We start from the raw sequence: 24094 nt of genomic DNA, 5'->3' as shown, positions 1-24094 counted from the left end.
CGGGTCGGCTCCCAAACGCTCTCCGGTTCCGGGCGGTTCACACCATGGCGGCGAGTCCGGAGCCGGAGAGCGCTCCCGCGCACTCTGCGGGTCGTGCTCGACAACACCCGAGATGCCTCGCATGACGGGACGAGCACTGACAAAGGGGGCTCGGACCGGGATCCGGTCCGAGCCCCCTTTGTCGTCGAAGTAGGGAAGTCAGCGAATGGTCCAGCCGCCGTCCGCGACGTAGACCGCGCCGTGCACGAAGCTCGCCTCGTCGCTGATCAGGAACAGCGCGACGTTCGCCAACTCCTCGGGCTGCGCATGCCGGCCGGCCGGCGCACTACAAAGCGCCTCGACGACCGGCAGATCCTCGTTGTACAAGATGTCCTTGGACATCCCGGTTTCCACCGCACCGGGCGCGATCGCGTTCACCCGCACATTCTGGTGGGCGTAGTCGAACGACATCTGCCGGGTGAACCCGAGGCCACCATGCTTGGAACTGGTGTACGCAGTACCGCCGCCACCGGCGATGAACGCGGCGACCGAGGCGGTGTCGACGATCGACCCACCGCCAGCAGCAATCATCGACGGCAACACCGCGCGGGTAACCAAGAACATGCCCTTGAGATGACGCCGATGATGCGTTCCCACAGCGCCTCGTCTGTGTCGAGGAGCGGGGCGTAATCGTCGAGCACACCCGCGTTGTTCATCAGCACCGTCACCTCTCCCGCAACAGCCGCAGTCTCGGCGGCCGCCGCTGCCACCGCCGACGCGTCGGAGATATCGACCGCCACCCCGCGGGCCCGTCCGCCCGCCTGGCGGATCGCGGCGACCACGGCATCGATCCTGACCGGATCGAGGTCCCATACAACGACCTCAGCGCCCTCGCACGCGAATCGTAGAGCGCTCGCCCGGTCGATACCCGACGCGCCGCCGGTGATCACCGCCGTCCGATCGGCAAGACGAGTTCCCGTCCCACTCGCAGTTCGATCACAATTTCCTCCCCAGGGTATGTCTAGTGAGTGAATACATAGCCACTTGTCGCACCGGCCGCCCATGCCGCCACGCACCGGATCGGTGCGGCCTCGGCGCTCCTCAGTTGTTCTTCGACCGCGGGTAATGCTCGGCAATGTCCCGCGCATCCTCTCGAGCACAGTGACCGTCGGCCATGATCTGCCAGAGTGCGGCGACGAACTGATCTTCTGTCAGTCCGAAATGCACCAGCAGTTCGTCGGCCGGAACGCCGCCGTAGGGCAGCCAGGCCAGCGCCACACGAACCATCGCGTGCGCATCGGTTTCCGCCAGAGGACGCGTCCTCCTACGTTCGCCGTCCCGCTTCTTGCGCCGTAGTCGCTTGTAACGCTCGACCTGAGCGTCGATATCAGTCGACGCTATTCTTCCGAATCGACTGGGCTGCATGGCGGTAACTTTCGAATGCGCTGCACTGCGTGATCAGCCTCGACTGCGGCCGACAGCAAAGCGTGAGGCCCGCCGTCGAATGGATGGAAGGAGCGGACCGGCGGATAGGGTGTTGTGCCACTTCCGTCGCGGATGTGGCGCGCAGCTGTGCGGGGCGACGGAGGTGACCCCCGTAGCCCCGCACGTTGACAACTCCGTCTCGCTCGGGAGGGCCGGAGCGGCCGAATGGGTGCCGCAGCCTCAGTCGCGGAAGGGCTGCTTGACCCAGCCCTGGTCCCAGTTCGACACCTGGTGGGTGCGTCCACGCAGTTCCTGGAAATACCAGGTGCCGTCGCGCTTGACGAACTGATCGGTGTAGTTGATGGTCAGGATGACCGGGTCCTTCTTGGTGGTGTCCTGGCTGTTCTCGATGGTGCACAGGCACAGCAGGTAGAAGTATCCGGTTGCGCTCTGGCCGTCGTCGGCGAGCTCCACACGTGGGGCGATCATGTAGTGCAAAGCCCAGGTGATCTTGTCCGACAACGCCCGGAAGTGCGCCTTGATCTCCTCGGGGCCGGTCATGGATCCACCCTCGCCGTCCACGACCCACCGGCCGTCTTCGACGAACAGGCCGGCGATGCCCTCCGGGTCATAGCCGTTGTCGCAGAAGCCGGCGTAGCGGTACTTGAGCTGTTCGATTGCGCGGACGTCTTCGAGTCGTGTCAGTCTCTCGGCGAGCTCGGCGACGCTCACATCCGCGGTAGTGGTGTTCATGGTTTGGAGTCCTTCTGTGAGGGTTGAGTTCTGGAAGGTTTGTCAGGAGATCTGCGCGAGGACGTTGGAGACCGTCTCGAGGTTGCGCATGCCCTCGCCCGGGTCGTCTGCCGGATCGACCCACAGCACTGCCCGTTCGATCCCCAATTCTCGATAGCTCTCGAGCAGTGCAGGATCCGGCGGCGCCGAGGCCACCGCGATGCCGACCGATTCGGGATCACGGCCGGACTCCTCGACGACCCTGCGGAACTCGGGCACTGTCTTCGACAGAGTCGGATCCTCTGCGGAGGGCACGACGTACCAGGCGTCGGCCCACTCGGCGGCGTGCCGCATGGTGGTGGGGCCGCCGCCGCCGAGGTAGGTACGTGGGCCGTTCGGTTGCGCGGGTTTGGGCCACGCCCAGGAGGGGGCGAGGGACGCCCGAGGCCCGTCGTAACTCGCCTCCTCCTGCGTCCACAGTGCCTGCATGACCTTGAGCTTGTCGCGCACGGTCGAGTAGCGCTGCTTCCAGACGACGCCGTGTGCCTCGGCCTCCTCGACGTTCCAGCCCATTCCGACGCCGCAGATGACGCGGCCGCCGGAGAGGTGGTCGAGGGTGGCGATCTGCTTGGCTTTGGCGATCGGATCGTGCTGAGCGAGCAGGCAGATTCCGGTGCCGAGCATGATCGTCTGCGTGTGCGCGGCGATCATCGACATCGTGACGATCTGGTCATAGGTGCGCAGGTAGAACCCGGGTAGCTCGGGCCCGCCATAGGGGATCGGGTAGTCGGTTTTCCGGGACACCGGGAAATGCGTGTGTTCGGGTACGAACAGGGACTCGAATCCGTACCCTTCCGCGGCCTGCCCGAACTCGATGGGGTCCGGCCCCTGATCGGTGAAGAAGTAAACTACGCCCACATCCATGACGGGTTCCTAACTGAAGTGTCTGCGTGTAAGGGGCGCCGACGGATTCAGGCGTCGCCGACGACGACGTGGTCATCGAGGACCACGACGTAGTGCTTGCCGATGAAGTTCTCGACGTCTGCCAGGGCCGCCTGACCGGCCTCGGACGCCCAACCTGCCTCCATCGCCTCGGCGCTCTCGTAGTCGAGAACGGCCAGACCGTCGATCCCGAATCCGTTGTCGGGTTCGGTGGCACCTTCCTGCGGAACGACGTGCCGCTGCACGTAGCGGATCACGCCGGGCACCTGCGCGGCGAGCGGGGCGTGCTTTTCACGCCAGTACTCGTCGAACTGGGCGAACGACATTCCCGGCTTGCGTCCGATCAGTGCGATCGTGCGGACCGGTCCACCGTTGACTGTCATTTGATTTTCCTTCTCTGTTGGGGTCTGTTGACGTGGAAATGTGGGATTGTCAGCCGGGGTACTTTGCGAGCATCCCGGCATCGACGGGCAGCGCTGTGCCGGTCACATACCGGGACTCGTCACAGGCCAGCCACAGGACGGCTTCGGAGATGTCGGCGGAGTCGACCCACGGCACCGGGAGCAGGTTGATGCGCCCGAGAACGTCGATACCGTCGTCGAGGGTCGGGTTCTCGAGGTCCGGACGGAAGATCTTCGCTGCCGTCGGATTGTCGATCATGTCGGTGCGGACGTTGGTCGGATGCACCGTATTGACCCGGATGTTGTGCGGAGCAACCTCGTTCGCGACCGAGCCGACCAATCCGACCAGCGCGTGCTTGGCGGCGCTGTAGTGCGCCACGTGCGGGACTCCGCGGATACCGGCGATGGAACTGATCGCGATGATCGACCCGCCGCGACCACCGGCGATGATGTGCGGCAACGCCGCCTTCATCGTCTGCCAGACACCGGTGAGGTTGATGTCGATCAGGGTGTCCCATTCCGCACGGGTGAGCTCCCAGGAGGGTTTGGCTGCGCCGAGAACGCCGGCGTTGGCGACGACGATGTCGAGTCGTCCCAGTTCGGCGGCGGCAGCGGCGACCGCGTCGATCATCGACTCGTCGCGGACGTCGGCTTCGATCACGACCGCCCTGCGGCCTAGGTCCTCGATCAGGCCGGCGGTCTCTTTCAGGTCCGCGTGCTCGGGCATCGCGTAACTGACCTGGTCGATCGGGCGTACCGAGTCGAGCAGGATGAGGTCCGCGCCTTCGCCCGCGAGAGTGAGGGCGTGCGACCGGCCTTGGCCGCGGGCGGCGCCGGTCACGAACGCCACCTTGCCGTTCAGTCGCTGACCGATGTCTCTCATGAAAGATCCTTTCGAGGATTCAGGCGGTGGAGGATGTGGCGCAGGTCCAATTGCTGTGCTCCCACCGCAACGGCGATGACCACGGCTTGGACGAGGAACTGGGTGGAGGACGGTGCGCCGAGGGAGAGCACCAGCTGAGTGAGCTGGCTCAGGAACAGGGCTCCGACGGCTGTGCCGATGATGTTGCCGCGGCCACCGGTGAGGGCGGTGCCGCCGACGACGACCGCCGCGATGGCCGGCAGGAGGTAACTGGTGCCGGCGTTGGTGTTCGGTGTGCTCACATACCCGGCCAGCAGGACCCCCGCACCGCTGTAACACAGCGCGGCGGCGACGTATCCGCTGATCTTGATCCGCGCGGTGCGCACACCCGCGGCGTGGGCGGTGCGCTCGTTCGACCCGACGGCGATCACCCGGCGTCCCCAGGCGGTGCGGCCGGTTGCGAAGACGGTCACGATCATCAGCGCGATCGCGAGCCACACCGTGTTGGAGACACCGATCGACTTTTCCAGTGCGAAGTCGGACACGCTCTGAGGGGCGCGGGTCGGGGTTCCTCCGGAGTAGGCCAGGGCGGCGCCCATCAGGACGGCGTTGACTGCCAGGGTGGCCACCAGCGGGGTCACCGAGAAGGCCGAGACGACGATGCCGTTGACCAGGCCGACGACGACGGCGATGGCGGCGACGATGAGCAACGCGGTGAGGATGCTGCCGTGGTCCTGGGCGTACTGGCTGCTGACCAGGGCGGCCATCGTCATCATGCCGGGCAGTGACAGGTCGATGCCCTTGAGCATGACCACGATGGTCTGCCCGATCGCGGCGATCGCCAGGATCCCGGCGAAGGGGAGTAGCGAGTCGATCGCGCTGCCGGAGACGCTGCCGGGTGCGATGAGCCAGCTGAAGCCGAATAGGGCCACGGTGATCGCGATGACCGAGCTGGTGCCGTTCCAGGTCGGCGTCCAGCGGCGAGAACCGGAGTCCTTCGGTTCGGTGTCCGGGAGTGCTTGTGGTGCGTGCATTGCGCTCACGGCGTCAGCTCCGCTCTGCGAGGGTTCGGGACTTGGAGTAGAAGGCGGCCGCGGCGATGGTCAGCCCACCGAGCAGCCACTGCTGCCAGTACAGCGGCAAGCCGATGAACTGCACCACCGTATTGATCTGGATCACCAGCACCGCGCCGAGGCAGGCACCGATGAACGAGCCACGCCCACCGAAGATCGAGGCGCCACCGAGTACCGCGGCACCGATGCTCGCGAGCGTGTAGCTGTCACCGATACTGGCATTTCCGGTCCCGGCCTGCGCCATCAGCAGCACGGCCGCCGGAACGACCAGCACCGAGCAGCCTACGTACGCGATCAGAGTGATCCGCTTGGTGCGCACACCGATCCGATCTGCGGTGGCATGCGCGGATCCGGTGGCGCGCAGGCGGATACCGAACAGAGTCCGGTACATCGCGAACTCGAGCAGCACCGCGACGACGATCGCCAAGACGATCATGATCGGGATGAATCCGAGCTTGGTGGACGCGTACGACAGGAAGATCGGATCGATCTTGCCCGCGGGCAACGGTCGCAGCAGGTACGCGATGCCCTGGATCGCGGTATAGGTCACCAGGGTGGCGATCAGGGGATTGATCTTGACGACCACCGCCAAGGTCCAGTTGACCAGACCGACGACCGCGGCCACGAGTGCGAGCACGATCAGCCCGATGATCATCCCGATCGGCGTCTTGTACGCAGACAGGACGAACGAGCCGACCACGACCAGCAGGCCTGCCAGCGGCCCAACCGACAGGTCGATGCCCCCAACCATCATCACCACCTGCTGGGCCATCGCGAAGAACGCCAAGGTGGCCAGCAGCGGCAAGATCAGCCCGAAATTGCGTGAGGTGAGATAGAACTCGCTCTGGCTGATCGCCACACCCGCGAGCAGTATGGTCGCGATCGCGAGAATCGCCGCGGGAGTGAGGTCGTTGCGGGCCAGCTTCCGGCCGAAGGTGACTTTCCGCAGCGCGGTGCCGACGCGACTGCGACTGCCGGTGGCACTGAGTGCGGCCTGGGCGATGCCGTGCTCGGACAGGTCGTCGCCGACGAGTTCCTTCGCGGCCTTGCCACGGGAGAAGACGATGACCCGATCGCAGAGCTGCTCGAGTTCAGCAGCAGAGGAGGAGAGCACGATGATCGCCGCGCCGCGGGCCGCCGCCTCCCGCAGGATGGTGTAGATCTCCTCGCGGGCGCCGATGTCGACACCCTGGGTGGGCTCGTCGGCCAGAATAAGCTTCGACTCGGTCATCAGAACTCGGCTGAGCACGACCTTCTGCTGGTTTCCGCCCGAGAGGGTGGCGATATCGACCTCGGCGGAGGGCGCCTTGACCCGCATCGACGCGAACGTTTCGGACGTGGCCTTGCGCTCGCGCAGGCGCGAGAGCACGCCGAGGTGAGACAACCGCCCCAGCGACGACAGCGAGGCGTTCTCCCGCAGACTCAGGCCCGGAAGAATGCCCTCGTGGTGCCGGTCGTGCGGAAGGTAGGCGATTCCCCCGGCCAGTGCCGCGGTCGGACTCGACGTCTTGACTGCCCGACCGCCGAGTTCGATGGTGCCGCGCCCGGCGACCAAACCGCCGAGCGCACGCAGGACCTCGCGCTGTCCCTGACCCTCGACACCGGCGAACCCGACGATCTCGCCGGCACGGACCGTCAGGTCCAGGTCGTCGAACCCTGTACCGGAGAATCCGGTGACCTCCAGCAAGGTGTCACCGAGCGCGGTCGTGCGGGTCTCGGCGCGGGTGTGCGCGCGGGTGAGCTCGCGGCCGACGACGAGGTTGACCACGTCCTGCTCGGTCACCTCGGCGCCGTCGAACGTTCCGACCAGCGCGCCGTCGCGCAGTACCGACACGGTGTGGGCGATCTGCTTGACCTCGTTGAGCCGGTGCGAGATGTACACGACCGCGCCACCGGCGTCGATCAACTCCGACACCAGGCGGAACAACTCGGCCACCGCGGGCGGCAGCAGATGCTCGGTGGGTTCGTCGAGGACGATGACCTTGGGCTCTTCCGCCAGGGCCTTCGCAATCTCGACGACGAAGCGCGCGTCGGGCTGCAGTTCGCGGACCGGAGTGCGCGGATCGATCGAGGCCACGCTGCTCCACCGCGAGAGGATGCCTTCCGCCCAGCCGACCTGCTCGCCGACCGAAGGGCGGCGGTCTTCGGGCATATTCAGGCGCATGTTCTCGGCCACCGTCAGATCCGGAAGAAGCGCCGGCTCCTGATAGACGATGGCGAGCCCCTGCTCCCGGCACCAGGCCGGGGACGGGTCGGTGGCAGCGACGCCACCGATCTCCACCGTCCCCGAATCGGCGGTGATCGAACCGGCCGCAATGCCGACGAGGGTGGACTTGCCCGCCCCGTTCTGGCCGACCAGCGCATGGATCTCGCCGCGCCGGACGGTGAGCGAGACACCCTTGATTGCGTGGACCCCCGGGTACTTCTTGTCCACGGAGCCCAGTCGCAGGACGATGTCCTGATCGGCGATCTTGTGGACCGGATCTTCTTGAACCTGTAGGTCACTCACGTACATCACATCCTCGACGATGTCTTGCTGAGTCATTGTTGACCACTCCTCATGCTCGGGCCGGACCGTTAGCCGTTACCGGAAGACGGCCGAGAGCTGCTCGGGCGAGAGCGCCGAGGACAGGTCGGCGTCCGGCGGCAGGTCCTCGCGGCAGGTCGGGAGCTTGCCGCCCAGGGTGTCGACGAACGTCGGCAGTTCGAAGTTCTCCGGCTCGTTATCGGGCTGTCCGTTGAGCGCGGCCAATGCCTTGCGGGCTGCGATACGCACGACGGTCGTGGTGCCGTCGAGGGTCAGCAACTGGAAATCCGGGTTGGCCTGGTGGTACTGCAACCACATGCAACCGAGTTCGTTGTCGGTCGCCGACGTCGCCAGCGGCGGGATAGGCCGGCCGGCGTTGATGAACGCTCGCAGCCCGCCCTTCGATGCGACACCGTAATCCGATGCCAGAGCATCGATCTCGGGGTACTTGGTCAGCGCCCCGGCCATCGCCCGCTGCTCGTATGCCGCGTCCCAGCTCGACGGCTGCGGCTCGTTGGTCAGGGGTGTGAAGGCATCGCCGAGTTCCTTCGAGGTCTCGTTGATTCCGTCCCACAGGGCGACCGTCGAGGGGCTCCCGCCCGGCAGTCCGCCGCTGAAGAGCATCTTGCTGCCCGGCTGGACCTGGCCGCCCAGCCACTTTGCCATCGCGTCGCCCTCGACATCGAAGTCGTACTGGACGTAACCGTCGTAGTCGACGCCGACCTCACCGCCGGGATCGGCAATGTAGGGCACGACGACGACACCGGAGTCATGAGCATTCTTCAGGGCGCTGAGCGCCTGGCTGCCGAAGTCGTCGTACGTGACGATCGCATCGAAACCCTGTGCGGTGTAGGAGTTGATCGCGGTGATGTACTTCTGCAGGTCGTTGTCGGCCTGGGTGTACTCGAGGGTTACGTTCGGGCAGGCGGAAAGCTCGTCGGTGAGTTCGGCCTGCGTGATCTTGCGCCACGAGTTGGCACCGAAACCGGCGACGTGCGCGATCTTGAGGGGCTGGTCGCCGCAGAGCTGCTCGACCGGCAAGGCCTGGCCACCGTCGCTCGTCGAACCTCCGGACCTGCTACCCGATTCTGCCGGCGCACTGGCGGTGCATGCGGCGACGCTGAGGATCGCGCTGAGGGCAACTCCGGCAAGGGCCGCACGACGACAAGACAGAGCGTTCATGGATTTTCCTTCTTAATGCCAGACACAGACGAACGTTTGCTCGTTTAGCTATTGTGGCGTAGAGCACAGCATCCGTCAACGGGTGATCTACGGCATGGCGCAACCTTGGGAGTTTGGGGGTGCTCGCGGCGCTCACGCGTCAGCAGAAACTGTGTGGCATGTTGCCCTTATCGCCTCGCGTCAACTCTGTTGCGGCAGTGTGGAAGAGCGATCTCGCGTCCCACTGTGGTGGTGCGCCGCCTGTGCGGCGGAAGGCCCGGAGAGTGGGAACCGTTGTGCGCGCTCTGGGTGCTGGCGGAGCAACGGCCACTAGCCCTCCCGGTCCGTGACGGACTGGAAGGGCTGGGCCGTGTCGTATGTTCGGTTGTGGAGCTTGGTGCGGGTGTCAGCCGACCGGGACCGGGGCGGCAACGCGCACAGTGTTGCGCAGGGTGCCCAGGCCGTTGATCTCCGTGGTGAGCGTTTGACCGTCGGACAGATGTGTTCCCGTCGGATGGCCGACCCCGCCGGGAGTTCCTGTCAAGATCACGTCACCAGCCTGCAGGGTGACGATGTGTGAGATGTACTCGATCAACCGTGCGGGGGTGAACACCAGGTCGCCGGTCGAGTCCGACTGGACGGTTGCACCGTCGACGAGGGTGTTCAATGTGGCACCGAGCGAAAACTCGTCCGGGGTCACCAGCGTCGGGCCGATCGGGCACGTTCCTTCGAAGGTCTTGCCCTGCAGCCACTGCTGCGTCCGATACTGGTAGTCGCGCATGGTGACATCATTGGCGACGGCGAAACCGGCGATGTATTCGCCGGCGTCGGAGGCTTGCACCGTCCTCGCCTTCTTGCCGACGACGACGGCGAGCTCACCTTCCCAGTCCACCTGCTGATCGGCATAGGCAGGGACGTGGATGTCGTCGTAGGCGCCGATGAGCGCTTCGGGAAACTTTGCGAACAAGGTCGGGTACCGGGGAAGTTCCCGTCCCATCTCTTCGATGTGGTTCGCGTAGTTCAAGCCCACGCACACGATCTTCGTCGGGTGCGGAACCACCGGTGCATAGTCGGCGTCGGCGAGATCGGTGACGGCACCAGCGGCCTCTGCTGCAATGCGCTGCCAGTTCGGGTTTCGTAACAGCTCCGAGACAGAGGAGTACGGCTCGATCAGGACCGCTGACCCGCCGTCGATCCTGGCCGCCGCGGTGGATCCGTTCAAACGCAGCGTCGCCAGCTTCATGAGACGGCGACCTCGGCGGGCTTCTTGAGCATCAGACCGGATCGCTGGACGCGGCAGACCAGCTTGTCGTTCTGGTTGAAACCGCGGTGTTCGAAGCGCACGATTCCGGTATCCGGCCGGGACTTCGATTCGCGGCGCGACAGAATCTGGGTCTCCACGCGCAGGGTGTCACCGATCAGCACCGGTGCCGGGAAGGCGATCTCCTCGAACCCGAGGTTGCCCAGCGTCGTTCCGAGTGTCGTTTCCTGCACCGGAATACCGACGACGACACCGAGGGTGAAGACGCTGTTGACGATGCGCTCGCCGTACATGCTGTTCTTGGCGAACTCGGCATCGAGATGCAGGGGCTGCACGTTCATGGTGAGCGTCGTGAACAGCAGGTTGTCCGTTTCGGTGACGGTGCGGGTCACGGCGTGCTGGATGGTGAGATCCGGTTCGAGCTCTTCGAAGTACAGTCCACTCATTTGTCTGGTCCTTTAGGTTCGGTCGGGTGATGGGTCAGCGCGACTGGATGGTTTCGGCGAGGGCAACCACGCCGCGGGCGGTTTTGACGTGGGCGATGTCGACGTGTTCGCCCTCGAACAGTGCCGCCGCCTGGCCGTTCGCCTGGGCCTGCTCGAAGGCCTCGATCATGCGGCGGAAGCGGTCGACGATTTTCGGGTCCGGCGCATAGACGTCGTTGACCGTCTCGATGTGTGAGGGGTGGATGAGGACCTGCCCGGTAAAGCCCAACCGACGGTTGCCCTCGGCGAACCGGCGCAGCCCTTCCAGGTCGGAGATCTCCTGCCAGAGTCCCACGATCGGATGGGCCAGCCCGGCGGCGCGGCAGGCGAGCACAGCCTTGCTGCGGTAGTGCAGGGTTTCGAGGCCCTCGGCTGTCCACTCGAAACCGACCTCCCGCGAGACATCGGCATCGCGAGCCGCGGCGACCATCAACGATACGACCCGGGGATGGGCTGCCGCGATCGACTCGCAGTTCACCAGCGACTTCGCGGTTTCGAGGGTGGGGATCACCTCGACGCTGCCGCGGGTGAGCGCGGCCTCGATCTCGAAGTGCTCGAGCAGGGCCGCGAAATCCAGCACCTCCCGCGGTCCGTAGATCTTCGGGAGCAGTAGACCGCCGAGCCCGGGGCGGACGACGGCCTGCAGGTCTTTGCCGAAGTGGTCGGTATCGAGGGGGTTCGGGCGCACCAGCACCGTCACCTCGGGGTGCTCGCGTCGCAGGGTGTCGATCGTGACGGCTGCCATCGAGCGGGCCTCCGCCTTGCTCGGCTCGGGAACCGAATCCTCGAGATCGAGGATTACGGCGTCGGCGCCGGCGCGCACGGCTTTCTGCGCCCAGCCCTCACGATGAGCCGGCACAAACTGGAGAGAACGTAGGGGTCGCATTACTTCCTCACTCGATAGGGAACCGCCGGTGCAGGGACGACACGGACTCCCCGCGCAGTCCCGGGTAATGCCGCCGATCGTTGCGCCGGCCACTCGGCCGTGTCCGAGCCCGCAGCGAAGAAGGTGCGGGATTTCGTGGTGTGTGGCATCTCGTCACATCCAGAGATCGTGGTGCAAGGCTTTGACCAAATGATTGACCAGCGGGTTGGCTGCCCGTAGTGTTAAACGAACAATCGCTCGTACGTTAACACGGCCGGCGGCGCCGGCGCTATGAGGAGTTTCGATGACAATCAACGACGTCAGCACTGTCACCCGAGTGATCGGGCAGCCCGATCGCTGGTGGGAGGACCTCGAGCTGGGGGACGTACTCCGTGGCCCCGGTATGACTGTCACTGATGCACACCTGGTGCAGTGGGCCGGGCTGACCTGCGACATCGTCTCGCTGCACCTCGACGAGGAGTACGCCGCCGGCACCCAGTTCGGGCAGCGAATCGCACACGGGCCGTTCACGCTCTCGCTCGCCCTGGGGCTGACGACCCAGACCGGCTACTTCAACAACGTCGTCGCCTGGCTCGGCCTCGACGAGGTGCGCGCTTTGCGTCCGGTGCACATCGGCGACACCTTGCATCCCGAAGCCGAGCTCATTGCCGCCCGTCCCACGAAGAAACCCGACCAGGGCATCTGGTCCTTCGCCTACAGCGCTCTCAATCAGCGAGGCGAAGCCGTGATGACCTTCCGGAGCAGCTTCATGATCCGCCGACGCCCCGAGCCGCTGCGCTGACTCGTCACCAGGCGGGCCCGCGAGCGGCCGCAGTGGCACTCATATCTTGCATAAAAGCAACGTTTGTCTTCTGAAAGGAATCGAGCATGGCCGAGCACGACAAGCCGGTAGTAACTCGCAAGGGGGCGGAAGCGCAGAACACGGGCCAATCCGGTGGCGCCGTGCGGGTGTCCGGGGTCAGCGTCCAGCACACGCCGGCGACGAAGCTGTGGTTCGGGAAGGTCTTCAACGAGCCGGGATATCGGTCACTGCCACATCATCACGGTGAGGCCGAAACCGGCGGGTACGTTCTCACCGGCAAGGCGCGAATCTACTTCGGCGAGAACTTCAGCGAGTATATCGACATGTCGGAAGGGGACTTCGTCTTCGTCCCACCCTTCATGCCGCACGTCGAAGCCAACATGAGCACCACCGAGGAACTCATCTGGCTCACCACCCGCACGCCCGAGAACATCGTCGTCAACCTGCCCGAGGTAGACGACGGCACCCTCGCCGGATACGTCCGTGTCGGCACGCACGCCGAGGCGCACTGACCTTCTCTCTCTATATGCATCATCCGCAGGCGGTCCTTTCGCTGCGGCTCAATATTTCCACCCACGGAAGTCCTCCGGCCGAATCACGGCCGAATCACGGCCGGAGGACGTCGGTGCGTCGAGCAGCGGAACGCATATCGGCCGTTTGGTGTACCGGGACGGGGGCGAACCGGGGGAGAGGTGCTAGCGCGCGCCAACGCCGGTTGTCATCTTCGCGACCGCCGCAGTGCGATTGTTCACCGACATCTTGCGCAGGATATTGCTGACGTGAAACCTGACCGTGTTCCTCGATATATACAAGTCACGACCGATTTCGGCGTTCGACGCACCGCCCGCGATCATGCCCAAAATCTCGTGTTCGCGACCGGTCAACGGCTCGTCGTGATCCGAAGGCCATGCGGCATCCGCGCGGGCCGCAAGACCGGCGTGAACACACGAATTGGCGTGGACGCCGGAGAGGAGGATCCTCTCCAGCGCCGATGCGGCGCCAAGGCGTGCCGCCGGGTCGTCCACGTGCTGAGAGTGAAGCAAATCGAGGATTCGGCTCAGCTCGGCGTGCATGGTCATCGATTCCACAACCCTCCGGGGACTGACCCAGCCATGGACGCTCCGCGGCGGCTCTCCAGTCCTGGCGTTGCTCGGCCCGAAATGGTTGTTCGACACGGAAGTCCTTGCCATCGACCGTGAAGAGTCATAGGCTCAAACAAACAAACACTCGTAAGTGTAAGCGGATGTCGGGTACCGAATCAAACTCCGGTGAAAGAAGCGGTCCCATGTCGCTCGCCATTGGGGATCGAACAGCACACCTCCCGCTCGAGTTGACCAGCTTTGTCGGGAGGCGCGCCGAACTCGCTGAAGCCACACGACTCCTCGGTACTCACCGGTTGGTCACCGTGACCGGAATAGGTGGAGTGGGGAAGACTCGTCTGGCGCTGCGTTTGGCAGCAGACATCGGGCACACGTTCACCGGCGGTGTCCGGCTCATCGAACTCGGCGACGTGCACGACGCCGGGAACCTGACCGACACCATCGCCGCGTCACTCGCACCCGAGATCACAGCGCACTCGCTCGACGATCTGACCGAACACCTGGCGACACAACGCGCGCTGTTCGTGTTCGACAACTGCGAACACCTGGTTGCCGACGTCGCGGTAGCAGTCGAGAAACTGCTTCGGGTCTGTCCGGATCTGCGCATTCTGGCCACCAGTCGGGAATGTCTGGGGATCGGTGGCGAAGCCACACTGGCGCTGCGACCGTTGGCGACCCCCGACTGCCACGGCCCGAGTTCACTGAGCTTGCTCCCCAGCTACGAGGCGATCGCCCTGTTCACCGATCGGGCCGGCGCCGCCGTGCCCGGGTTCGGGATCACCGAGGACAATCAGTTCGCCGTCGCGAAGATTTGCCAGCGGCTCGAGGGGCTGCCGCTTCCCATCGAGCTGGCGGCCCGGCGGCTGCGAGCATTGTCCACACAGCAGATCCTCGAACACCCCGACGATCTGTGCTGTTTCCTTACCCTCGGTAGCCGGGGAGCGCCCGCACGTCAGCAAAAGCCTGCGTTCGAGCCTGGCCTGGAGTTACGACCTGTACCGCGGCCGAGCGGTCTCTGTGGGAGTTGCTGTCGATATTCGAGGACGGGTTCGAACTCGACGCCGCCGAAGCAGTATGCGCTGGTTACGCCACCGCGGACGAGTTAGTCGACGTGGCGAGCTCGCTGATCAACAAGTCGATCATCATCCCCGAAAAGACCGCCGGTCTGGTGCGGTATCGCATGCTCGCGACGGTGCGCGACTACGGCCGCGACAAGCTGCGTACAATCGACCGGCACACGACTGTCCTCCGCAGGATTCGAGACTGGTTCATCAAGCTCGCCCTCTATTCGGACGCCTGTTGGCTCGGCTTCCAGCAGGTCGAATTCATCGATCGCCTGGACCGAGAGCGGGCCAACCTCTATGTCGTGATGTCGGCCTGCTTCGACGATCCGTGCGGATTTCGCATTGCGATCGCGCTCCGGCGATTTTGGGTGTGCCGTGGTCTTCTGAAAGAGGGCCGGCAGTGGCTGAGCCAAGCCCGGGCCCACCAAATCTCGAGGTCGTCCACCGCGCAGGTCGCGGCGCCGTGCGCCGAAAGCGCACTGGCGGGCCTACAGGGACGATCTCACGAGGCCCTCGATCTGCTCGCCGAGGCACGTCGATTCGCGGCCCTGAACTCGGATCCGGGCGTAGCGCAACCCGTTCTACGTTCGGAAGCCGAAGTGTCGCTCGCGAGCGGCGATGCCACCACGGCGGCCGCGCTCTTTGAAAACGCTCTCGCGGCGATTGGTGAGTCCGGGGATGCCACGGCATGCTTGGAGGTACTGACAGGACTCGGTCGCGCTCGCGGTCGCAACGGCGAACACGAGACCGCAGTCACCTGCCTCGAAGAAGCCCTCGTAATCTCCGAGCCCACGGCGAATCGGTGAACCGGGCCGTTGCCCAGACGGCCCTCGCTGCTATCTCCGAGACTGTATGCCAGCTCGTCACAGCACCGATGCCGGACCGGAAGAACTCCGGCCCGGCACCACCCACCAGTGTCAGCCGACGGCGCTGTCTGACCACTCCGGGTAGTCGACGTAGCCCTTGTCTCCGCCCGAGTAGAAGGTGTCGAGATCGGGCATGGTCAGTTCGAGGCCATCGCGCAAGCGACGCACCAAGTCCGGGTTGGAGATGAAGTACCGACCGAATGCGATCAGGTCGCCGCCGCGCGCCAACCACCGATCGGCATTCGCCTTGTCGACGAAGTCTGCACTTCCGACGATTGCAGGATTGACGATCAGCGGGCCAGTCCAGATTTCTCGGATCCGGTCGTTGATATCGTTCGATGCAGTCTCGAGGATGTGGAGGTACGCCAATCCCAGCGGATTCAGGGAGTTGAGAAGCGTTGTGTAGAGGCCTTCGGGATCGCTTTCGTTCATGTCGTGGAACTTTCCGCCGGGAGAGAACCTGATCCCCACCCGGTCGGCGCCGATGGCAGCGCTGACGGCGGTAGCGACCTCGACTGCGAAGCGTGCCCGGTTCTCGTGCGACCCGCCGTACTGGTCGGTGCGCTGATTGCTGTTGTCCGACAGGAACTGCTGGATCAGGTAGCCGTTGGCACCATGGATCTCGACGCCGTCGAAACCGGCGGCGATTGCGCGCTCGGCCGACGTGACAAACACGTTGACCTGCTCTTGAATCTGCTCGACGGTCATATCGACGGGAGTGACGAACGCCAGCCGACCGCCGGAGTTGAAGATCGTGCCCTGGGCGGCGATGGGCGAGGCTCCGAGCGGCTGCAGTCCGTTGATCTCCGGGTGTCCAACGCGTCCACCGTGCATGAGCTGGGCGAAGATCCGGCCGCCGGCATCGTGGACAGCCTTGGTTATCGGGCGCCAGGCGGCCTCCTGCTCGTCGTTGTACAGACCGGGAATGTTCGGCTCGGACTGTCCCTGCTTCGACGGCGAGATGCCCTCGCTCACGATGAGCCCCGCGCTGGCGCGTTGCCCGTAGTAGAGCGCGGCACTCTCGGACGGCAGTCCCGTCTCGGAGGCGCGAACCCGCGTCATGGGCGCCATGACGACTCGATTCGACAGCTCGAGTGAACCCAATTTATATGTCTCGAACAACATGACCTGAGAACTCCTTCTGTGGGGATATTTGTCCGCCCGGCCACCACCTGGCTCGCATCGGCACCGAGTAATGCCTTTTGCATGGCTAGTTGTCGACCGCGCTGTCGGTGTTTGTCTGGTGCGAGTGAATTCGGTGGTGCAGTCACAGTCGAACCCCGGAGCTCAGTCTCATCGGCGTAGCGAGGCGCGAGGTTGCGCCCGACGAGCCTTGTCCGGGAATCGTTGAACGTTGTCATCGGACGAATCGATGATTCCGGTAATGCTCAGGTGGGGTTAATGTTTCGGATGGTCTCTGCGCTGACCCCGCGTGCGATCGGTGATTGGTCGAAGTCCCTCTCCCGTGCAACAAACGTACGGACGTTCGTAAGTATTAGCGGAATCAGTCGATGTGTCAACCCTCACAGGTGGACGCATGGCCGGGTACGTGTCACAGCTGTGGCGATAAGGCGCGATGCGGCCGCTCTGGTGTGGGGCGAGGGGTTCGCTGATGCGATTCGGTCGTCTCGAATGGCCGACTCGCAGTGGTGTGGACGGAGACGCCCGCAGCGGAACGTTGCCGACAGTGGTGTTCGGGTCCGGAACTCTTGCGTCACCGAAAACTATGATCTACGTTACATCCAACGAACGAGCGTTTGTAGGCTTCTTTGCGTTCGTTGCACCCACTTGACGTTCCTGCCACGCCGTTCGAATCGTCGGCTGCCCTTCTGGCTGCACGCCGTGTCAGTAGCAAACACGGACGGCGCGCAGAAGATGCAGCTAGGCGCGCGCTCCCCATAGGACCGGATAGGTATCCCCAAGCGAGGAGGATCCGTGATCGCTTCAGAGTCAACAACTGCGGACACGCGAGAAGTGAAAAGTCTCCATGTTCCAGACCCCATCGACAAGCTGTGCGCCATCGAGGAGATTCGCCAGCTGAAGTCACGATACTTCCAGGTCGTCGACGAGAAGGACTGGGCAGGCATCGAGGCGCTCTTCACCCCGGACGCACGTGTCGATTTCGGTGGTGAAGGTCAATATCACATCGGGCATCACGGGGTGAGTGCGGCCGATATCAACCCTGACGATTGGATCGTCAGCGGCGGCGAAGCGACGGCGCGGGTCATCGCGGGTGCGGTCTCCGAGGTCATCTCGGTTCATCAAGGACACGACCCGCAAATTGAGCTGATCAGCCCGAATCGAGCTGTGGGGCGCTGGTCGATGTACGACCGTCTGGAGTATGGCGACGAGGTCATGCACGGCTACGGGCACTACCACGAGAAGTATGAGTGCGTGGACGGGACATGGAAGTTCTCTGCGCTTACCCTGACCCGGCTTCGCGTGGTCTGGTCCGACAAATAGGCACCTGCTTCGGCACCGCCGCAACATCCAACATCACGATCTGCTCGAATTTCGATCTTCGTGCACATCGCAGTGTCCCGGGCCGCAGTTCGGCGGGACCGCCCTACCCATCCCACCGGCAGTGCCCCCGACAAGTCCCCAAACAGGAGTCAACATGTCGAAATTCCCACCTCGCGCAGACCATAAGCGCAGACGGGCTTACCTGACCGCCGCCGGATGCACCGCCGCCACACTCCTGCTCACCGCGTGCGGCAGCGCTCAAAGCAGCCCATCATCAGCGCCGGACGGCATGCCCTCATCCGGTGAGGTGATGTTCTTCGGCCAGTCCCGCGAGAATCCGTACTTCGGACAGAACGAGGTCGGCGCACGCGAAGTCGCGGAGTCCTACGGCTGGGATGTCTCCTATGTCGAGGCGTCGACGCAGGAAGAACAGGACTCTGCAATCCAGCAGATGCTGGCTCAGGGCGACAAGCCCGTCGGCGTTGTGCTGAACCCCATTTCCGGGGAAGCGGCAGTAGCGTCCGAACAAGCCATCAAAGCAGCAGGAATTCCGCTCGTCATTCTCAACCAGGTTCCCACCGAGGAGCAGGACTCGTTGTTCGACGCGTACGCCGGCGTCAACGACTACGGCAGCGGTCGAACAGCAGCGCAGTTGCTCATCGCTGGTGCCCAGAAGGCCGGCGTACCCCTCGGCGACGGTCTGATCGTCAACACGGTTGCCGGCCACACGGCTGCGCAACAGCGAGTCGCCGGATTCACCGACGAGTTGAAGCAGAGCTCTCCCTCGTCAGCGGTTCTCAGCGATGTGACATCCGGCGGATTCCTCGAATCCGAGGGCTACAGCATCGGCTCCCAGGTCATCCCAGCCAACAAGGGAAAATTCACCTGGGTGTACGGAGTCAACGATGCCCTGGCGCTCGGTGCCATCCGCGCAGCCAAAGAGAACGGCATCCTTCCCGGCAAGGACGCACTCTTCGTTGGAGGCACCTGCATGAACGCCAACACCAATGCTGCGGTAATAAATGGTGAACTCGTCGGCTCGGCGATCCAATCTCCGCTCGTCGAGGGACAGTCCGCGATCTACGCGCTGGCGGCCTACCTGAAGAACGGCTCGGTCCTCGACGGCGATGCAGACCTGTCCGCGGACGCGCCGCCGTCCATCGACACCCCGCCGCACAAGCGCAACTTCATGCCCAACACCAAACTCGACGGCACCGCAGCATCGTTCGACAGCACGACCATCTGGGGCAGGCCGGCATCGGAGCTCTGCAACTACAGCTGAACCGTACCCTGCAGTTCAGCGGTGTGAATATTCGAGCCTCACAATCAGAGACGGAAGAGCGAACGATGGGTTCTGTCGACAACGGCGCTGCGCCGCCGGTTCTCGAAATGAGAAGCATCAAGAAGTCCTACGGGTCGGTGCACGCCCTTCGCGGAGTGGACTTCACTCTGCGCAAGGGCGAAGTGATGGCGCTCCTCGGCGAAAACGGCGCGGGCAAGAGCACCCTGGTAAAAATTCTCGCCGGCCTCGAATCCGCGGACGAGGGAACGATCCTTGTCGACGGCGAACCGACTCAACTCGGCAGCACCCGGCGCTCACGATCTGCCGGTATCGCCGTCGCCGAGCAGGAGCTGAGCGTGATCGGCCCCCTGAGCGCCGCGGAGAACATCTTCCTCGGCGGCGTACCGTTCAAGGGCGCGTGGACCTCCGCGAGACTGGCGAAGGAAGCGCGCAAGCATCTCGATGCCGTGGGTCTAGAGCACATCGATCCACGCACCCCGGTGGAGACGCTGTCGGTGGCAGAGCGCCAACTCATCGAAATCGGCCGTCTGCTCGCTCGTGATGCGAAGATCCTCATTCTCGACGAACCCACTGCGGCACTGTCGGATAACGACATCGAACGAGTAAAAAGTACGGTATTCCGGCTTGCGGCCGCCGGTCACAGCATCGTGTACGTGACCCACCGGCTCGGTGAGGTCTTCGAGATCGCCGACCGCATCACCATATTCCGCAGCGGCCGGAGCAACCCTCCCTGCAACGTCAGCGACGTCACCCTCGAGAAAGTCATCGAAACGATGATCGGTCGTCCCCTCGAAGATATGTTCCCGAGACGAGCCCAATCATTCCGAGCTGCCATCCTCGATGCAGCCGGCATCACGACCCGAGAGCTTCCCAATCCCGTGTCGATGCAACTGCATGCAGGGGAGATCATCGGGGTGGCCGGGCAGCTAGGCTCCGGCTCAGGTGCGTTGGTGCGCGCGATTTCGGGTGTCGACGTGGTCGAGTCCGGGTCAATCGTGGTCGACGGTGCGCCACTACCACCGGCGCACACCCTCACGGACGCCATCAAGTCCGGTATCGCGTACTGCTCGAGTGACCGGAAACTGGATGGCATCTTCGCCGACCTGACCGTCTCGACCAACTTGATGGTTCCTGCCATCAAGTCGATCTCCCCGAACGGACTCGTCAGCCGACGCCGGGTGCGGGAACTGACCCACACGATCGCTGGGCAAGTCGCTCTGAGCCCGACCCGGATGCCCCACAAGACCGGCACTCTCAGCGGCGGCAACCAGCAGAAGGTCGCGTTAGGAAAGTGGCTGGGTATCTCACCGAAAGTGCTCCTGGTGCAGGAACCGACCCGCGGCGTGGACATCGGTGCGCGTGCCGAGATCTACCAGCACTTGCGGATGCTCGCCGAGCAGGGCCTGGCGATCGTGTTCGCCTCGTCAGACCTCGAGGAGGTTCACGGCCTCGCCGACACCATCGTCACGATGTTCCGTGGTCGCCTCATCCGAACGGTTCCTGCCACGTCCATCAGCACACACGAAGTGCTGCGCGACATCACTCACCCCGAGGAGGTACAGATATGAGCGCGGTCGGCACGACTACTGTCACGTCCTCGGATCCGCCCGCGTCCGCAAACGCCACGGGAGCGAGAAAATATCTCCCGCTGGCGGGGGCGGCACTGGCGCTGGCTACGGCGATCATCGTCGCGGGTCTGACCAACGAGGCATTCCTCACCACAGCGAACGCGCTGGCCATCCTCAGGTCCGCGGCCTTGACCGGAATCGTTGCCCTCGGCGCCACGTTCATCACCGTCGCAGGCCGATTCTTCTCGCTGGCGTTAGGGCAGACAGCGGTATTCGGCGGAGTGACCTTTGCCCTGCTGATGTCTCACAGTGTGCCGTTTGCCCTCGCTGTCGTCGCGACGCTGATCGTGACCCTGATGCTCGGTGCCGTGCAGGGCGCTCTGGTCTCGATGGGTGCCAACCCGATCGTCACCACCTTGGGAGCCGGGGCACTACTCGCGGGTCTCGCTGGTCTCGCGACCGGCGGCAAGAACGTCCGCATCGACAACACCTCGGTCGAGTGGTGGGGGAACGCTCGTCCGCTCGGGGTGCCGACGCAGACCTGGGCGTTCCTGATCCTCATCGTCGTGGCGTGGTTCGTGATGAGCAAGACGCGATTCGGGCGGCAAACGGTGGTCACCGGCGCCAACCGGGCCACTGCGATCAGCTCAGGAATCGCGGTCTGGAAGGTCACCACCGTAGTCTTCGTCGTCGCGAGCGTAGCGGCGGGCATCGTGGGAATATTCGGGGCCGCGCAGTTCAGCCAGGCCCGGATCAGCGAGTTCAGCGGCCTCGACTTCGACGTTGTCGCAGCGATTCTCATCGGCGGCACAGCGATTCAGGGAGGGCAGGGTTCGCCCACTCGAACTGCGCTGGGCGCGGTCTTCATCGCGATGCTTCAAAACTACATGTTGTTGCTGGGCTGGTCCTTCGGAATAAGGACGACCATCATGGGTGCCTTCATCCTGATTGTTGTGGTGTCCTTCCCCCTGGTTCGTCGCAGAGCGGGAGCTAAATGATGCGTTCTGGAATTCTTCACCATGACCTCATACTGCGCATCGCACTGGCGGTGCTGGTGTTTCTGTTCTTCGCCCTCACCACCCGCGGCTATGCAAGCAGCGGCAACATCTACGCAATCTTGGAATCATGCGCCCTCGTCGGCATCGTCGCCGCCGGACTCGGTGTCACCATGCTGGCCGGTGAACTCGATCTGTCGGTGGGCTCGATCGCCGCCTGCGCCGGAATCGTCGCAGTCCAGATGTCCGGTTCCGGAGTCGTGGTCGCGGTTGCCGCGGCGACTATCGCGGGGCTTGTCTTCGGTGTCCTCCAAGGTGCCCTCATCGCCCGATTGAACATCTCCTCACTGGTTTTCACACTCGGTACCTTCATCGCCTTGCGCGGTGTCGCATTCGTGCTCTCACACGAGCAGACCGTGACGATGGACCTGTCCAACCTTGCGATCACAACTGCCTTGCGCGAGCGGTTCGTCATCTTCTCCCCGTTCAGTCTCACCATGATCGCCATCGTGGTGGCGATCGGGTACGTCCTCCGGTACACCCGCATCGGCCGCGAGATCTACGCAATAGGTGGAGCGCGCAAGGAATCCCGTGCGGCCGGTATCTCACCCTCAAAGCTCCTCGTTCTGGCCTTCGCTCTCTCGGCGGGGCTGGCGGCCCTTGCCGGTTCGCTGGCATCCCTGCGGTCCGGTAGTGCCTCTCCGAGCGGACACGAGACGCTACTTGTCGCCGCCGTCACCGCAGCCTTGATCGGCGGGATCAGCCTGTACGGCGGCCGGGGAAGCATGTCGGGCATCTTCGTCGGCGTTCTGACCTTGCAGTGCCTCCTCTCCGGCCTGACATTGCACGGCGCCGCATTCTGGGCGGCAAGCCTTGCAACTGGAGCGGTCCTGCTCGTATTTCTGGTCCTCGACATCGCGAACGGATCCTCTCCGATCGGCCAGTCGCTCCGCAGATTCCATGTTGCCCGGCGATCCTCGCGCACACCACGCCCGCGGACGCCGGTATCTGCATCCACCCCCGTGTCCTAGCTCCCGTACCCGGGTAGACAGGTACACCTCGAGAATGCTGTCCATTATCGATATATCGAAGGAAGATGACTCATGAGTGAAGTCGGCTTCGTCCAGGGCACACGTTTGGCCAACCGTAAGGCGGTCATCACCGGGGGAGCGTCGGGGATCGGCCGCGCGAGCGCGCTCCGATTCGCGATGGAAGGTGCACGGGTCGTCATCTGGGATCTGAACAAGGAGCGCATCGACGAAACTGTCGAGTTCATCCGGAACGTCGGAGGCGATGCAGCCGGCGTACAGGTCGATATCTCTGACACGGCAAGCGTGGAGGCAGCGGCCGAAGAGACAATCCGGATCCTCGGTGAAGTCACCGTGATCATGAACAACGCCGGGATCCTCGATGACTATGCCACCGCACTCGATACGGACGACGCGTTGTGGGACAATGTGGTCGGAGTAAACCTGAAGGGAATGTTCTTGGTCAGCAGGGCTCTGCTGCCTTCGATGTTGGCCGCCGGCGGCGGCGCGATCGTCAACACCGCCTCCGTCTCCGCGCTCATCGCAGGCGGTGGCGGGATCGCCTACACGACGTCGAAGCACGGTGTCATCGGATTCACCAAGCAAATGGCATTCGACTACGCCCACCAAAACGTGCGGGTCAACGCCATCGCCCCCGGCGCGGTGGAGACCGAAATGACGAAGGACATCCTCACCAACGAGGAACTGCCCGTCGTCGAAGCCCTACGCAAAGCCCCGGCCGGACGCCACGCCCAGCCCTCCGAGCTAGCCAACGTGGCGCTATTTTTGGCCAGCGACGAAGCAAGCTTTGTGCACGGTGCTGTGTATATGGCAGACGGTGGGTGGACCATACAGTAGATGGTCCTGGATGCGGCGTGAGGCCTGTTGATGGTCGAACGCGGCGAGATTGCTCTAGCGAGGTAGCCGACCCACTCGTGATACGCAACGGCTTCTGTCAAACGCCGCCATGGCGAGCACAATGTAGGACAACGAGTTTCCAGTGGTGAATCGGCGAGTTGGTCAACACGTCCGCCGATTGCATAGACATTGAACATGTGTATGAACCGACAGCACCACAGTGGGTATGGTGCTGGTTGGCGGATGAGGGTTCGCGCGCGATTTGACCAAGGAAGAGACCCTCGCGGGCATGGTGTCCCGTCGGGGGCGAGCA

At 64.0% G+C, this 24094-nt stretch carries 23 protein-coding genes and 1 pseudogene; 10 read left to right on the top strand and 14 right to left on the bottom strand.

Annotated elements, in window-relative coordinates; genetic code table 11:
* Positions 1 to 198: 198 nt before the first annotated feature.
* From ACFWAY_RS19165 to ACFWAY_RS19110, 12 genes and pseudogenes are all read right to left on the bottom strand, one after another.
* Positions 199 to 1043, bottom strand: a pseudogene (locus ACFWAY_RS19165) (SDR family NAD(P)-dependent oxidoreductase).
* Between the two features lie 37 nt (positions 1044 to 1080).
* Complete coding sequence (locus ACFWAY_RS19160) at positions 1081 to 1404, bottom strand: hypothetical protein (RefSeq protein WP_378511692.1); 324 nt, start codon at positions 1402 to 1404, stop codon at positions 1081 to 1083.
* A gap of 240 nt (positions 1405 to 1644) precedes the next feature.
* Positions 1645 to 2157 (bottom strand): nuclear transport factor 2 family protein, encoded by a 513-nt coding sequence (locus ACFWAY_RS19155; protein ID WP_378511691.1) that lies wholly within the window; start codon positions 2155 to 2157, stop codon positions 1645 to 1647.
* Between the two features lie 42 nt (positions 2158 to 2199).
* Positions 2200 to 3060: an LLM class F420-dependent oxidoreductase gene (locus ACFWAY_RS19150; protein ID WP_378511690.1), complete on the bottom strand. Its 861-nt coding sequence runs from the start codon at positions 3058 to 3060 to the stop codon at positions 2200 to 2202.
* A gap of 47 nt (positions 3061 to 3107) precedes the next feature.
* Positions 3108 to 3461, bottom strand: a complete 354-nt coding sequence (locus tag ACFWAY_RS19145; protein ID WP_378511689.1) for an EthD family reductase — start codon at positions 3459 to 3461, stop codon at positions 3108 to 3110.
* A gap of 49 nt (positions 3462 to 3510) precedes the next feature.
* Complete coding sequence (locus ACFWAY_RS19140) at positions 3511 to 4362, bottom strand: mycofactocin-coupled SDR family oxidoreductase (RefSeq protein ID WP_378511688.1); 852 nt, start codon at positions 4360 to 4362, stop codon at positions 3511 to 3513.
* Positions 4359 to 5375, bottom strand: a complete 1017-nt coding sequence (locus ACFWAY_RS19135; RefSeq protein WP_378511700.1) for an ABC transporter permease — start codon at positions 5373 to 5375, stop codon at positions 4359 to 4361. The genes ACFWAY_RS19140 and ACFWAY_RS19135 overlap by 4 nt, the downstream gene beginning before the upstream one ends.
* Positions 5376 to 5388: 13 nt before the next feature.
* Positions 5389 to 7929: an ATP-binding cassette domain-containing protein gene (locus ACFWAY_RS19130; protein ID WP_378511699.1), complete on the bottom strand. Its 2541-nt coding sequence runs from the start codon at positions 7927 to 7929 to the stop codon at positions 5389 to 5391.
* 69 nt (positions 7930 to 7998) lie between these two features.
* Complete coding sequence (locus tag ACFWAY_RS19125; protein ID WP_378511687.1) at positions 7999 to 9123, bottom strand: substrate-binding domain-containing protein; 1125 nt, start codon at positions 9121 to 9123, stop codon at positions 7999 to 8001.
* Between the two features lie 385 nt (positions 9124 to 9508).
* A complete protein-coding gene (locus ACFWAY_RS19120; RefSeq protein ID WP_378511686.1) occupies positions 9509 to 10345 on the bottom strand; it encodes a fumarylacetoacetate hydrolase family protein in 837 nt (278 codons plus the stop codon).
* On the bottom strand, positions 10342 to 10809 hold the full coding sequence (locus ACFWAY_RS19115; RefSeq protein ID WP_378456433.1) for a MaoC family dehydratase: 468 nt from the start codon (positions 10807 to 10809) through the stop codon (positions 10342 to 10344). Before ACFWAY_RS19115 ends, ACFWAY_RS19120 begins: the two co-directional genes overlap by 4 nt.
* Before the next feature lie 34 nt (positions 10810 to 10843).
* Complete coding sequence (locus ACFWAY_RS19110) at positions 10844 to 11734, bottom strand: HpcH/HpaI aldolase/citrate lyase family protein (protein WP_378511685.1); 891 nt, start codon at positions 11732 to 11734, stop codon at positions 10844 to 10846.
* A gap of 283 nt (positions 11735 to 12017) precedes the next feature.
* Between ACFWAY_RS19110 and ACFWAY_RS19105 the strand changes: the two genes are divergently transcribed.
* Positions 12018 to 12515, top strand: a complete 498-nt coding sequence (locus ACFWAY_RS19105) for a MaoC/PaaZ C-terminal domain-containing protein (RefSeq protein ID WP_378511684.1) — start codon at positions 12018 to 12020, stop codon at positions 12513 to 12515.
* 86 nt (positions 12516 to 12601) lie between these two features.
* Entirely contained in the window at positions 12602 to 13048 is a 447-nt protein-coding gene (locus ACFWAY_RS19100; protein ID WP_378456430.1) for a cupin domain-containing protein, read from the top strand.
* Between the two features lie 183 nt (positions 13049 to 13231).
* Here ACFWAY_RS19100 and ACFWAY_RS19095 read toward each other — a convergent pair whose 3' ends face one another.
* Positions 13232 to 13615 (bottom strand): LuxR C-terminal-related transcriptional regulator, encoded by a 384-nt coding sequence (locus ACFWAY_RS19095; RefSeq protein WP_378511683.1) that lies wholly within the window; start codon positions 13613 to 13615, stop codon positions 13232 to 13234.
* 344 nt (positions 13616 to 13959) lie between these two features.
* Between ACFWAY_RS19095 and ACFWAY_RS19090 the strand changes: the two genes are divergently transcribed.
* Together ACFWAY_RS19090 and ACFWAY_RS19085 are read left to right on the top strand one after the other, a co-directional pair.
* Complete coding sequence (locus tag ACFWAY_RS19090; RefSeq protein ID WP_378511682.1) at positions 13960 to 14742, top strand: ATP-binding protein; 783 nt, start codon at positions 13960 to 13962, stop codon at positions 14740 to 14742.
* Entirely contained in the window at positions 14661 to 15506 is an 846-nt protein-coding gene (locus tag ACFWAY_RS19085) for a tetratricopeptide repeat protein (protein WP_378511681.1), read from the top strand. Before ACFWAY_RS19090 ends, ACFWAY_RS19085 begins: the two co-directional genes overlap by 82 nt.
* A 111-nt stretch (positions 15507 to 15617) precedes the next feature.
* Here the strand turns inward: ACFWAY_RS19085 and ACFWAY_RS19080 are convergent, their stop codons facing one another.
* Positions 15618 to 16691, bottom strand: a complete 1074-nt coding sequence (locus tag ACFWAY_RS19080) for an alkene reductase (RefSeq protein ID WP_378511680.1) — start codon at positions 16689 to 16691, stop codon at positions 15618 to 15620.
* A gap of 810 nt (positions 16692 to 17501) precedes the next feature.
* On the opposite strand from ACFWAY_RS19080, the gene ACFWAY_RS19075 reads away from it, so the two are divergent.
* From ACFWAY_RS19075 to ACFWAY_RS19050, 6 genes are all read left to right on the top strand, one after another.
* Entirely contained in the window at positions 17502 to 18029 is a 528-nt protein-coding gene (locus ACFWAY_RS19075) for a nuclear transport factor 2 family protein (protein WP_378511679.1), read from the top strand.
* A gap of 154 nt (positions 18030 to 18183) precedes the next feature.
* Positions 18184 to 19311, top strand: a complete 1128-nt coding sequence (locus tag ACFWAY_RS19070) for a sugar ABC transporter substrate-binding protein (protein WP_378511678.1) — start codon at positions 18184 to 18186, stop codon at positions 19309 to 19311.
* A gap of 65 nt (positions 19312 to 19376) precedes the next feature.
* Positions 19377 to 20900, top strand: a complete 1524-nt coding sequence (locus tag ACFWAY_RS19065; protein ID WP_378511677.1) for a sugar ABC transporter ATP-binding protein — start codon at positions 19377 to 19379, stop codon at positions 20898 to 20900.
* Complete coding sequence (locus ACFWAY_RS19060; RefSeq protein ID WP_378511676.1) at positions 20897 to 21898, top strand: ABC transporter permease; 1002 nt, start codon at positions 20897 to 20899, stop codon at positions 21896 to 21898. The genes ACFWAY_RS19065 and ACFWAY_RS19060 overlap by 4 nt, the downstream gene beginning before the upstream one ends.
* Entirely contained in the window at positions 21898 to 22926 is a 1029-nt protein-coding gene (locus ACFWAY_RS19055; RefSeq protein WP_378511675.1) for an ABC transporter permease, read from the top strand. Before ACFWAY_RS19060 ends, ACFWAY_RS19055 begins: the two co-directional genes overlap by 1 nt.
* Before the next feature lie 72 nt (positions 22927 to 22998).
* Positions 22999 to 23781 (top strand): SDR family NAD(P)-dependent oxidoreductase, encoded by a 783-nt coding sequence (locus ACFWAY_RS19050; RefSeq protein WP_378511674.1) that lies wholly within the window; start codon positions 22999 to 23001, stop codon positions 23779 to 23781.
* Positions 23782 to 24094 lie beyond the last annotated feature (313 nt).

It is taken from the genome of Rhodococcus sp. NPDC059968 (genome assembly GCF_042738615.1).
Classification (GTDB): domain Bacteria; phylum Actinomycetota; class Actinomycetes; order Mycobacteriales; family Mycobacteriaceae; genus Rhodococcus_F.
This window is presented reverse-complemented; position numbering and strand designations above follow the sequence as displayed.

Excerpts from the sequence above, each read along its gene's own strand:
- ACFWAY_RS19155 (WP_378511691.1), bottom strand. The coding sequence starts at position 2,157 with ATGAACACCACTACCGCGGATGTGAGCGTCGCCGAGCTCGCCGAGAGA.
- ACFWAY_RS19065 (WP_378511677.1), top strand. The coding sequence starts at position 19,377 with ATGGGTTCTGTCGACAACGGCGCTGCGCCGCCGGTTCTCGAAATGAGA.
- ACFWAY_RS19110 (WP_378511685.1), bottom strand. The coding sequence starts at position 11,734 with ATGCGACCCCTACGTTCTCTCCAGTTTGTGCCGGCTCATCGTGAGGGC.
- ACFWAY_RS19055 (WP_378511675.1), top strand. The coding sequence starts at position 21,898 with ATGCGTTCTGGAATTCTTCACCATGACCTCATACTGCGCATCGCACTG.
- ACFWAY_RS19115 (WP_378456433.1), bottom strand. The coding sequence starts at position 10,809 with ATGAGTGGACTGTACTTCGAAGAGCTCGAACCGGATCTCACCATCCAG.
- ACFWAY_RS19070 (WP_378511678.1), top strand. The coding sequence starts at position 18,184 with ATGTCGAAATTCCCACCTCGCGCAGACCATAAGCGCAGACGGGCTTAC.
- ACFWAY_RS19145 (WP_378511689.1), bottom strand. The coding sequence starts at position 3,461 with ATGACAGTCAACGGTGGACCGGTCCGCACGATCGCACTGATCGGACGC.
- ACFWAY_RS19105 (WP_378511684.1), top strand. The coding sequence starts at position 12,018 with ATGACAATCAACGACGTCAGCACTGTCACCCGAGTGATCGGGCAGCCC.
- ACFWAY_RS19140 (WP_378511688.1), bottom strand. The coding sequence starts at position 4,362 with ATGAGAGACATCGGTCAGCGACTGAACGGCAAGGTGGCGTTCGTGACC.
- ACFWAY_RS19125 (WP_378511687.1), bottom strand. The coding sequence starts at position 9,123 with ATGAACGCTCTGTCTTGTCGTCGTGCGGCCCTTGCCGGAGTTGCCCTC.
- ACFWAY_RS19135 (WP_378511700.1), bottom strand. The coding sequence starts at position 5,375 with ATGCACGCACCACAAGCACTCCCGGACACCGAACCGAAGGACTCCGGT.
- ACFWAY_RS19130 (WP_378511699.1), bottom strand. The coding sequence starts at position 7,929 with ATGTACGTGAGTGACCTACAGGTTCAAGAAGATCCGGTCCACAAGATC.
- ACFWAY_RS19150 (WP_378511690.1), bottom strand. The coding sequence starts at position 3,060 with ATGGATGTGGGCGTAGTTTACTTCTTCACCGATCAGGGGCCGGACCCC.
- ACFWAY_RS19060 (WP_378511676.1), top strand. The coding sequence starts at position 20,897 with ATGAGCGCGGTCGGCACGACTACTGTCACGTCCTCGGATCCGCCCGCG.
- ACFWAY_RS19160 (WP_378511692.1), bottom strand. The coding sequence starts at position 1,404 with ATGCAGCCCAGTCGATTCGGAAGAATAGCGTCGACTGATATCGACGCT.
- ACFWAY_RS19100 (WP_378456430.1), top strand. The coding sequence starts at position 12,602 with ATGGCCGAGCACGACAAGCCGGTAGTAACTCGCAAGGGGGCGGAAGCG.
- ACFWAY_RS19095 (WP_378511683.1), bottom strand. The coding sequence starts at position 13,615 with ATGACCATGCACGCCGAGCTGAGCCGAATCCTCGATTTGCTTCACTCT.
- ACFWAY_RS19080 (WP_378511680.1), bottom strand. The coding sequence starts at position 16,691 with ATGTTGTTCGAGACATATAAATTGGGTTCACTCGAGCTGTCGAATCGA.
- ACFWAY_RS19120 (WP_378511686.1), bottom strand. The coding sequence starts at position 10,345 with ATGAAGCTGGCGACGCTGCGTTTGAACGGATCCACCGCGGCGGCCAGG.
- ACFWAY_RS19050 (WP_378511674.1), top strand. The coding sequence starts at position 22,999 with ATGAGTGAAGTCGGCTTCGTCCAGGGCACACGTTTGGCCAACCGTAAG.